The organism is Paraburkholderia sp. Ac-20342, assembly GCF_017104985.1.
GTDB lineage: Bacteria > Pseudomonadota > Gammaproteobacteria > Burkholderiales > Burkholderiaceae > Paraburkholderia.
In genome coordinates, this window is sequence record NZ_JAAGPQ010000093.1 from 20,814 (window position 1) to 30,353 (window position 9,540).

Below are 9,540 nucleotides of genomic sequence, written 5' to 3' on the forward strand. Positions count from 1 at the left end.
TTCCTGTGTGATTCGCACTGAATTTCCAGATTACGCGTTCTGCCATTCGGCGGGCGTCAGCGTCTTCATGCTGAGCGCGTGGATTTCTTCGCGCATGCGGTCGCCGAGCGCCGCATACACGAGTTGATGGCGCTGGATCAGGCGCTTGCCTTCGAAGCTCGGCGAGACGATCGTCGCAAAGAAATGCTGACCGTCGCCTTGGACTTCGAGATGCTCGCACGCGAGCCCAGCCGCTATGTATTGCTTGACCTGTTCGGGAGTCGGCAACATGAGAGATGCTCCTCGTCAGTGGCGCAGCTTGTAGCCGGTGGCGAGCATGCGCATCGCCACGACCGCCAGCACCACGAAGAAACCGGCGACGATCGCGAGGCTCACGAGCGGGTCGATGTCCGACACGCCGAAAAAGCCATAGCGAAAGCCGTCGATCATGTAGAAAAACGGATTGAGCCGCGACACTTCGCGCCACACGGGCGGCAGCGTATGCGTCGAATAGAACACGCCCGAGAGGAACGTGAGCGGCATGATGAGGAAGTTCTGGAACGCGGCGAGCTGGTCGAACTTCTCGGCCCAGATGCCGGCGATCAGGCCCAGCGTGCCGAGAATCCCCGCGCCGAACATCGCGAACACGATGATGTAGAGCGGCGCGCTGAAGCTGAGCGGCACGAACCAGATCGTCACGATGAACACGCCGAAGCCGACGCACAGACCACGCGCGACGGCCGCGAGCACGTAGGCCGCGAACATCTCGTAGTGCGACAGCGGCGGCAGCAGCACGAACACGAGGTTGCCGGTGATCTTCGACTGAATCAGCGAGGAAGAACTGTTCGCGAACGCGTTCTGCAGCACGCTCATCATCACGAGGCCCGGAATCAGGAAGCTCGTGTATTCGACACCGGGATAAACCTGCACGTGGCCGCGCAGCGCGTGGCCGAAGATGGTCAGATAAAGCAGCGCCGTGATGACCGGCGCGAGCACGGTCTGGAACGACACCTTCCAGAAACGCAGCAGTTCTTTGTAAAACAGCGTGCTGAATCCACTGTAGCCGCTCATGCGAGCCCCTCGATCACTTCCGGACCGTTCATCACCTGAACGAATACGTCTTCGAGGTCGGCCTTGCGGACCTCGATCTCTTCGAATGTACAACCGGCCGCACGGCACTGCGCGAGGATGCGCTCGACGTCGTCGTAGCTCGCCAGACGCAGCAGATGCTGGCGGCCGTTGCCGCTGGTTGCGCTGCTTCCCGCTTCGAGCGGACGCAGCTCGGCGGGCAGCACGCCCTGTGCGAAGCGCACGAACAGCTGCATGCCGGCGAAGCGCTGCAGCAGCGTGCTCGTGCGATCGAGCGCGACGACCTCGCCGCGGCGCAGCATCGCGATGCGGTCGCACAGCGATTCGGCTTCTTCCAGATAGTGCGTGGTCAGCACGATCGTGTGACCCTCGCGATTCAGGCGCGAAATGAATTTCCACAGAGTCTGGCGCAATTCGACGTCGACACCCGCGGTCGGCTCGTCGAGCACGATGACGGGCGGACGGTGCACGAGCGCCTGGGCGACCAGCACACGCCGCTTCATGCCGCCGGACAGCGCGCGCATGTTGGCGTCGGCTTTCTCGGTGAGATCGAGATTGGCCATGATCTCGTCGATCCACGCGTCGTTGTTGCGCAGACCGTAGTAGCCGGACTGGATGCGCAAGGTTTCGCGCACGGTGAAGAACGGGTCGAACACGAGTTCCTGCGGCACCACGCCGAGCGCGCGGCGCGCGTCGCGGAAATCGCCGACGACATCGTGACCGCGCACCGCGATGCCGCCTTCGTCGGCGCGCGCGAGACCCGCGAGAATGCTGATGAGCGTCGTCTTGCCCGCGCCGTTCGGACCGAGCAGTCCGAAGAACTCGCCTTCTTCGACCGTGAGGCTGACGCCCTTGAGCGCCTGCAAGTCCTTGTAGCGCTTCTTGACGTTACGAATTTCTATGGCTGACATGACTATGGGCCGCGTGCGTGGCGGCGCCTGAAGTAGCCCCGACGGAGCGTGGGGGCGAGCAAATGCTGGAAGAAACGGAACCGGGGCCGATTCAGGGCCAATTCAGCGCCCCAAAAAACGTTTGATTATAGGGCAAAAAGCCCTAAGCCCGGCCCGACAGGAAGGATTGGAGACGACGCCAGTGGAGCGTCAATGTCGCGCCGACGCAACCGCGCCGGATGCGGCGGGAGCAAGAAGCGTGTCGACGCCGTAGGCGCGCGCGAGGCTGGCGAGACCCGCCGGCAGATTGACGATTTCAAACTTGAGGCCGCGCGCCGCGCTCGCGCGCACCCACGCGAGCAGCACGGCGAGTGCCGCCGAATCGAACTGCGTGAGCGGCGCGCAATCGACGCCGCCCGCGCCCGCCGCGATGCGTTGCAGACCCGCCGCGAGCGCGGCCTTCGCACTCGCGTGGGTCAGCGTCGCGCCGCACTCGAAGCGGTTCGCGACCGGACTCAGCACTTCGCTCACGACTGCTTGCCCGAGGCGAGTTGCTGGTTGCGCTGCGTGAGGAACTGGATCAGCCCGTCCACGCCCTTCTGCTGGATCTGCTCGTTGAACTGCTGCTGATACGCCTGGATCAGCCATGCGCCGAGCACGTTGATGTCATACACGCGCCAGCCTTGCGGCGTCTTGTACAGGCGGTAGTCGAGCTCGATCGGCTGGCCGTTGTTCATCACGACCGAGCGCACCACCGTATCGGTGTCGTCCGGGTTCATGCGGAACGGCTTGTACTGGATCTGCTGGTCCTTCACCTGCGCGAGCGCGCCCGAGTAGGTGCGGATCAGCAGCATCTTGAACTGCTCGACCACCTGGTTCTGCTGCTCGGGCGTCGCGGTGCGCCAGTTGCGGCCCATCGCGAGCTGCGTAGTGCGGCGGAAATCGGTGTACGGCAGGATCTTTTCGTTGACGAGCGCCGTGATGTGCGAGATGTCGCCCTGCTGGATCGACTTGTCGTTGCGCACCGCGTCGACCACCTGCTGGGTCACGGTCTTGATCAGCGTATCCGGCGCGCTGGTGTCGGCGGTTTGTGCCGATGCGCCTGCGCTGACGAACGAAAACAACGCGGCAAACAGGGGAATCAGGAAGAATTTTTTCATATCGAGCCTTACCTCAAAAATAGTGCAACGGTTTGAGCCGACCTTACCACGCGAGTTCGACAGCAATCCATGCGCAAACTGCGAGAGTCGTATCGATCTGTTACCGGCGCGCGCTCAATGCAGCTTGAAGGACGGGAAGTTGAAACGCGTGGGCGGCACCAGTTGACCCGCCGGAATCTGCGTTTCGGGACCGCCGTTCACATCGAGCGGCGGAGTGGCGGTGCCCGAGGCCGCCTCGGGCGCCGACGCGCCCTGCGCAGTCGCAGCCACGCCCGATGCCGGCGCCGCCTTGGCGGCAACACCTTGCGTGCCCGCGGCGGCGCCTGCCGCACCGGCCGCGCCCGTCTCGCCTTCGTCGTACTTCGGCAGCGGCGCTTCCTCGTCATAGCTCGGCAGGTCCTGCGGGCGCCGGCGGTTGTCCGACAGCAGATACTGACGGCGCTGCAGATACGCGTTGCGCACGAACGAGTATTTGTCGAGCGCCGCGCCTTCCAGCAGGTTGCTCGCGCCGAGCAGGTTCGCGCGCGTATTGACGATGTTCAGGCCCCACAGGGCCCAGCTCAGGCCCGACGGACTGACGTAGCTGATCGGGTTCACGTAGTAGTTGCCGATCGAGCCGACCGCGTCGCGCACCGTGCTCGGGCCGAACAGCGGCAGCACGAGATACGGGCCCGCCGGCACGCCGTAGTGGCCGAGCGTCAGACCGAGGTCGTTGTCGTGCTTGGGCAGCTTCGCAAGCGTCGCGACGTCGAACAGGCCGCCGACACCGAACACCGTATTGATTACGATGCGCATGATGTCCGACACGCCGTCGGCGATGCGCAACTGCAGCAGGTTGTTCGCCGCGATGTAGACGTCGCCGATATTCGAGAAGAAGTTCGTCACGCTGTCGCGCACCGGCTGCGGCGTCGCCCAGACATAGCCCTGCGCGACCGGCTTCAGCGCGTACTGGTCGATCTTGTCGTTGACGGTGAACACCGTGCGGTTCAGGCCTTCGAACGGATCGCCCTTGGTCGGCGTCTGCACGGTCGTGCAGCCGGTGACGAGCGCCGCGGCCACCGCCACCTTGCCTAACTGGAAGACGCGCACGCGCGCCGAACGTGTGGTTTGCATTCTTGTTCTCCTTATTGGCTGGCGGCGCCAGCAGCAGGCGCCGCCGGCGCATTCGCCCCGCCCGCGGGCTTCGAGGCGCCGGAATCCGCCGCCTTGCTGTAGAGGAACTGGCCGATCAGGTTTTCGAGCACGATCGCCGATTGCGTCATCGAGATCGTATCGCCAGCCTTCAGCATTTCCGTGTCGCCGCCCGGTTCGAGCCCGATGTACTGCTCGCCGAGCAGGCCCGAAGTCAGTATCTTCGCCGAAGTATCTTTCGGAAACTGGTATTGCTTGTCGATATCGATCGTGACGAGCGCCTGGTAGGCATTGCTGTCGAAGCCGATCGAGGCGACCCGGCCGACCGTCACGCCGGCGCTCTTCACCGGCGCGCGCGCCTTCAGCCCGCCGATGTTGTCGAACTTGAGTTTGACCGGATACGTTGCCTGGAACGACAACGAGCTCATGTTGCCGGCCTTCAGCGCGAGAAACAGCAGCGCCACGAAACCCAGCACCACGAACAGGCCGACCCAGAAGTCGAGAGCAGTCTTTTTCATCGTCATCCCAAAGTGAATCCGCCACGCCATCGGCACCCCGTCGCGCGCGGCGCACGATGCGCCGCCGGCAGCCGGTGTGCGGCGCGGTCTTTAGCTGAACATCAGTGCGGTCAGCAGAAAATCGAGCCCGAGCACCGCGAGCGACGCGTACACGACCGTGCGGGTCGTCGCGCGCGACACGCCTTCCGGCGTCGGCTTCGCTTCGTAGCCCTGAAACAGCGCGACGAACGTCACCGCAAGGCCGAACACCACGCTCTTGACGACCCCGGCGCCGACATCGCGCCACACGTCGACGCCCCCCTGCATCTGCGACCAGAACGCGCCGGCATCGACGCCGATCAGCAGCACGCCCACCACGTAACCGCCCAGAATACCGACCGCGCTGAAAATCGCGGCGAGGATCGGCATCGAGATAATGCCCGCCCACAGGCGCGGCGCGACCACGACCTTGACCGGATCGACGGCCATCATTTCCATCGCGGTCAGCTGCTCGCCCGCCTTCATGAGGCCGATCTCGGCCGTGAGCGAAGTGCCCGCGCGGCCCGCGAACAGCAGCGCCGTGACCACCGGCCCGAGTTCGCGCACGAGCGACAGCGCGACGAGCAAGCCGAGCGCCTGCTCGGAGCCATAGCGGTTGAGCGTGTAGTAGCCCTGCAGGCCGAGCACGAAGCCGACGAAGAGCCCCGACACGGCGATGATCACGAGCGAATAATTACCGACGAAGTGGATCTGCTTCGTGACAAGACGCGGCCGGCGCAGCAGCGGGAAAAACTCGAGCACGAGGCGCAGGAAGAAGCGCGTCGCGTAACCGGCCGTGCCGAGCCCGCTGATCACCGAGCGACCGAGCGCACTGATCATGACTGGCCTCCGCCGATGCCGAAGTCCGCCGCGAGCGGCGTCTGGGCCGGATAGTGGAATTTGAACGGGCCGTCCGGCGCGCCGTCGATGAACTGCCGCACGGTCGGATCGGTCGAGGCGCGCAGTTCGTCCGGCGTGCCCTCGGCGAGCACCCCGCCGTTGGCGAGAAAGTAGACGTAATCCGCGATGGCGAACGATTCGGGCACGTCGTGCGTGACGAGAATCGAGGTGGCGCCGAGCGCCTGATTGAGCGTGCGGATCAGGTTCGCGGTGATGCCGAGCGAGATCGGATCGAGGCCGGCGAACGGCTCATCGTACATCATCAGTTCGGGGTCGAGCGCGATGGCGCGCGCGAGCGCCACGCGGCGCGCCATGCCGCCCGAAATCTCCGAGGGCAGCAGATCGCGCGCGCCGCGCAAGCCCACCGCGTTGAGCTTCATCAGCACGAGGTCGCGCAGCAGTTCTTCGGGGAGATCGGTGTGCTCGCGCAGCGAGAAGGCAACGTTTTCGAACACCGACATGTCGGTAAACAACGCGCCGAACTGGAACAGCATGCCCATTTTGCGGCGCAGCGCGTAAAGGCCTTCGCGCGTCTGCCGGCCGAGGTCCTGGCCGTGGAACAGCACCTCGCCGCGCTGCGCGCGCACGAGGCCGCCGATCAGGCGCAGCACCGTGGTCTTGCCGCAACCGGAGCCGCCCATGACCGCGACGACCTGCCCGCGACGGAAGCGCAGGTTCAGATTCGACAGGACGAGCCGGTCGCCGTAACCGAAGTCGACGTCGCGCAGTTCGAGTAGGGGCTCGCGGGAGGAAGGCACCAAGCTGACAATCCTTTTACACGGAAGGCCGAATTATAGGGCCATCATGCAAAAGCTGCCGTGAGGTGCCCCGTCCATTGACTATGCCTGAGGATTATTGCGTAAACACGTGTTGCAACGCAGAAACCGCGGCAGCCGGATCGGCCGCATCGGTCACTGCGCGCACCACCGCGGCGCAGCCGACGCCGGTTGCCAGCACGTCGGGCAGCACCTGCAGATCGATCCCGCCGATCGCGACGAGCGGCACCACGCCGTCGAGCAGCCGCACGTAGCGTGCCAAACGCCGCAAGCCCTGCGGCGCGGTCGGCACCACCTTGGTCGCGGTCGGAAAGACCGCGCCCAGTGCAATGTAACTCGGACGGAAGTGCAGCGCCTTCAGCGTCTCATAAAAACCGTGCGTCGACAGACCAAGCCGGACGCCAGCCGCCGCAATCGCGGACAGATCAGCGGTATGCACGTCTTCCTGACCGAGGTGCACGCCGTACGCGCCCGCCTCGATGGCGGCCTGCCAGTGATCGTTGATGAACACCTGGGCGTCGTGCGCGCGTCCCACCGCCACGCTGCGGGCGATTTCGCGCTTCAGTTCGTCGGCGGGTTCGGCCGACTTGCGGCGCAACTGCACGGTCTTCACGCCGAGGCCGACCACCCGCTCGACCCAGTCCGCGGTCGGCAGCACCGGGTACAGGCCGAGCTTGTGCGGGCAGCGCGGAAACGGCTGCGCCGGCGCGGCCGGCAAGCCGGTCAGGCGCGGAAAGCGCGCGAGGTCGGATGGGAATGCGTCGGCGGCGCGGGTCTCGTCACGAGCTTCGTCACGGGTTTCGTCACCGTCGCGCCAGGCGAGCGCGAGCACGAGCGCGTCGTGCGGATCGAAACCGCAGTCGAGGAACGCAGCGAGCGCGACAATCCAGTCGTCCGCCAGATGGCCTTCGAGGCCGTACTTCTCGCCGCCCAGATGCAGCGTCGCGCGGTTTTCCGCGGTGACGATCACGCCCGCGCCCTGCGTGAGCCAGCGCGCCATCTGCTCGCCGTGCCGTTGCGCGTCGGCAAGCACGATCAGGTCGCCGCCGTTCGGCGCATCGGGCGCGGTCAGGCAGATGCGCCACGGCGCGTGCGTCGGCGGCCAGTCGCCGAGACGCGCGCGGATGCGCTCGGCGGCTTCGACCAGTTCGTCGGCGGGCGGCCAGAACAGATCGCGGTCCTTCAACGTCAAGGACTGTGTCATGCGGCACTCCCATCCTGATGCCAGAACGGCATGCCGACCACCGGCGTGCTCGCGTGCGCGCTTTCGCGCTCGGCCATCGGCCCCGCGAGATACGCCTGCCGGCCCGCCTCGACGCCGAGCGCGAACGCGCGCGCCATCGCTTCGGGGTGCGTCGCCTGCGACACGGCCGTGTTCAGCAGCACGCCGTCGAAGCCCCACTCCATCACCTGAGCCGCGTGCGACGGCACGCCGAGCCCGGCATCGACGATCAGCGGCACGTCCGGCAACCGCTCGCGCAGCACGCGTAGCCCGTACGGATTGATCACGCCCTTGCCGGTGCCGATCGGCGCGCCCCACGGCATCAGCGCCTCGCAACCGGCGTCGAGCAGACGGCGGCCGATCACGAGGTCTTCGGTGCAGTACGGCAGCACCTTGAAGCCGTCCTTGACGAGCCGCGCGGCGGCCTCGATCAGGCCCACCGGGTCGGGCTGCAGCGTGTAGTCGTCGCCGATCAGTTCGAGCTTGATCCAGTCGGTTTCGAAGATTTCGCGCGCCATGTGCGCGGTCGTGACCACTTCGCCGACCGTCAGGCAGCCCGCCGTGTTCGGCAGCAGCGGCACGGCGTGGCGCTTGAGCAGATCGAAGAAGCCGGCTTCGGCGCCGCCCTCGTTCATCTGCCGGCGCAGCGCGACGGTGACCATGCCGGGCCGCGCCGCGTCGATCGAATCGGACAGCGATTGCAGCGACGGATAGCGCGAGGTGCCAAGCAGCACGCGGCTCGCGAAAGTTTGGCCGTATAGCGTGAGGGCGTCGGCGGTCTGATGGGAGGTCATGTGCGTCATCCTGGTTTGCCGCTGCGACGTTGCGCAACGGCCTTGCGGCAAGGGGTTTCCGGCGCTCGTTTGCGGCAACGGGCCCGGCAATGAATCGGCGGCAGGCCGGCGCGCCGGCGCTCAGCCGCCTGCAACCGGTTGCACGACGTCGAGCCGGTCGCCGGCTTGCAGCGCGCGCGCCGCATGCTGGGTGCGCGCGACGAAATCGCCGTTGAGCGCGACCGCGAACGGCGGGCGCGCGCCATAGGCGGCGAGCGCATCGGCGACAGTCGCGCCCTCGGGCAGCGACAACGGCTTCTGATTGATATGAATGTCCATGGTGCTCGAATACGGTTCAATCGATGGCGAAAGCGGCCCGATGCGCGGCGCGGCGGCCGCGGCGCTCAGGCCGGCTCCCGCATGAAATCCTGCTGGAAAAGCTCGCTCCAGCGTGCCTCGCGCCGCCAGCCGGCGAACGCGTCGGCGTCGCCGATGCGGCCGTCGAGCAAGGCGCTCGCGAAACGCACGGCTTCGTCGGCGACTTCGGGCGCGATCATATAGCCGTGCCGGTACAGGCCGTTCACGCGCAGCGTGCGCGCGCCGTCCCACAGCAGCGCCGGGCGATGATCCGGCAAGGTCGGGCGGCACTGCGAGTTGAGTTCGAGAATGCGCGCCTCGCCGAAACCCGGATGCACCGAAAACGCCGCGCTCAGCAGTTCGAGCGCCGAGCGCACGCTGACGGGCGACATGTCCTCGCCTTCGACCTCGGTCGCGCCGATCACGTAGAGGCCGTTCTGCTTCGGCGCGATATAGAGCGGATAGCGCGGATGCAGCAGCCGCACCGGACGCGTCAGGTGCAGCCCCGGTGCATGCACGCGCGCGACTTCGCCGCGGATGCCGCGCAGCGTCGGCAGCACCGGCTTCGCGCCGAGACCGCGGCAGTCGATCGTGATGCCGGCTTCGGGCAGCGCAGCCTCGTCGACGGGCGTATTCCAGTGGGTCTCCACGCCGCGTTCGGCGAGACCGGCGGCGAGCGCTGCCAGCACCTGGCGGTTATCGAGCTGGCCTTCGCGCGGCAGCAGCC

The 9,540-nt window shown here is 66.3% G+C and carries 13 protein-coding genes; all 13 read right to left on the reverse strand.

Translation table 11 applies throughout. The annotated features are described in order from the left end of the window. Positions 1–30: 30 nt before the first annotated feature. The gene (locus G3N58_RS27855) at positions 31–270 is read right to left on the reverse strand and encodes a BolA family protein (protein WP_167045576.1); all 240 of its coding nucleotides are present in this window, start codon (positions 268–270) and stop codon (positions 31–33) included. Positions 271–285: 15 nt separating this feature from the next. Next, on the reverse strand, positions 286–1,050 hold the full coding sequence (locus G3N58_RS27860; RefSeq protein ID WP_167045573.1) for an ABC transporter permease: 765 nt from the start codon (positions 1,048–1,050) through the stop codon (positions 286–288). Next, positions 1,047–1,979, reverse strand: a complete 933-nt coding sequence (locus tag G3N58_RS27865; protein WP_206000813.1) for an ABC transporter ATP-binding protein — start codon at positions 1,977–1,979, stop codon at positions 1,047–1,049. The genes G3N58_RS27860 and G3N58_RS27865 overlap by 4 nt, the downstream gene beginning before the upstream one ends. Before the next feature lie 189 nt (positions 1,980–2,168). After that, positions 2,169–2,489, reverse strand: a complete 321-nt coding sequence (locus G3N58_RS27870; protein WP_167045567.1) for an STAS domain-containing protein — start codon at positions 2,487–2,489, stop codon at positions 2,169–2,171. After that, entirely contained in the window at positions 2,486–3,118 is a 633-nt protein-coding gene (locus G3N58_RS27875; protein WP_167045564.1) for an ABC transporter substrate-binding protein, read from the reverse strand. The genes G3N58_RS27870 and G3N58_RS27875 overlap by 4 nt, the downstream gene beginning before the upstream one ends. 114 nt (positions 3,119–3,232) lie before the next feature. After that, positions 3,233–4,231, reverse strand: a complete 999-nt coding sequence (locus G3N58_RS27880; RefSeq protein WP_167045561.1) for a VacJ family lipoprotein — start codon at positions 4,229–4,231, stop codon at positions 3,233–3,235. Positions 4,232–4,242: 11 nt separating this feature from the next. Beyond that, positions 4,243–4,767, reverse strand: coding sequence for an outer membrane lipid asymmetry maintenance protein MlaD (mlaD, locus tag G3N58_RS27885; protein ID WP_167045558.1), 525 nt, complete (start codon positions 4,765–4,767; stop codon positions 4,243–4,245). A gap of 90 nt (positions 4,768–4,857) precedes the next feature. Beyond that, entirely contained in the window at positions 4,858–5,625 is a 768-nt protein-coding gene (mlaE, locus tag G3N58_RS27890) for a lipid asymmetry maintenance ABC transporter permease subunit MlaE (protein WP_167045555.1), read from the reverse strand. Then, on the reverse strand, positions 5,622–6,443 hold the full coding sequence (locus G3N58_RS27895) for an ABC transporter ATP-binding protein (protein WP_206000816.1): 822 nt from the start codon (positions 6,441–6,443) through the stop codon (positions 5,622–5,624). The genes mlaE and G3N58_RS27895 overlap by 4 nt, the downstream gene beginning before the upstream one ends. Before the next feature lie 94 nt (positions 6,444–6,537). Continuing rightward, complete coding sequence (gene thiE, locus G3N58_RS27900) at positions 6,538–7,665, reverse strand: thiamine phosphate synthase (protein WP_206000814.1); 1,128 nt, start codon at positions 7,663–7,665, stop codon at positions 6,538–6,540. Beyond that, on the reverse strand, positions 7,662–8,477 hold the full coding sequence (locus G3N58_RS27905; RefSeq protein ID WP_205988912.1) for a thiazole synthase: 816 nt from the start codon (positions 8,475–8,477) through the stop codon (positions 7,662–7,664). The genes thiE and G3N58_RS27905 overlap by 4 nt, the downstream gene beginning before the upstream one ends. 120 nt (positions 8,478–8,597) lie before the next feature. Further along, a complete protein-coding gene (thiS, locus tag G3N58_RS27910; protein ID WP_075303282.1) occupies positions 8,598–8,795 on the reverse strand; it encodes a sulfur carrier protein ThiS in 198 nt (65 codons plus the stop codon). 65 nt (positions 8,796–8,860) lie between these two features. Beyond that, the coding region (locus tag G3N58_RS27915; RefSeq protein WP_206000815.1) for an FAD-dependent oxidoreductase at positions 8,861–9,540 on the reverse strand (680 nt) is incomplete at its 5' end.

Coding starts and splice junctions, on each gene's coding strand:
- G3N58_RS27855 (WP_167045576.1), bottom strand. CDS start 270: ATGTTGCCGACTCCCGAACAGGTCAAGCAATACATAGCGGCTGGGCTC.
- G3N58_RS27860 (WP_167045573.1), bottom strand. CDS start 1,050: ATGAGCGGCTACAGTGGATTCAGCACGCTGTTTTACAAAGAACTGCTG.
- G3N58_RS27865 (WP_206000813.1), bottom strand. CDS start 1,979: ATGTCAGCCATAGAAATTCGTAACGTCAAGAAGCGCTACAAGGACTTG.
- G3N58_RS27875 (WP_167045564.1), bottom strand. CDS start 3,118: ATGAAAAAATTCTTCCTGATTCCCCTGTTTGCCGCGTTGTTTTCGTTC.
- G3N58_RS27880 (WP_167045561.1), bottom strand. CDS start 4,231: ATGCAAACCACACGTTCGGCGCGCGTGCGCGTCTTCCAGTTAGGCAAG.
- mlaD (WP_167045558.1), bottom strand. CDS start 4,767: ATGAAAAAGACTGCTCTCGACTTCTGGGTCGGCCTGTTCGTGGTGCTG.
- mlaE (WP_167045555.1), bottom strand. CDS start 5,625: ATGATCAGTGCGCTCGGTCGCTCGGTGATCAGCGGGCTCGGCACGGCC.
- thiE (WP_206000814.1), bottom strand. CDS start 7,665: ATGACACAGTCCTTGACGTTGAAGGACCGCGATCTGTTCTGGCCGCCC.
- G3N58_RS27905 (WP_205988912.1), bottom strand. CDS start 8,477: ATGACCTCCCATCAGACCGCCGACGCCCTCACGCTATACGGCCAAACT.
- thiS (WP_075303282.1), bottom strand. CDS start 8,795: ATGGACATTCATATCAATCAGAAGCCGTTGTCGCTGCCCGAGGGCGCG.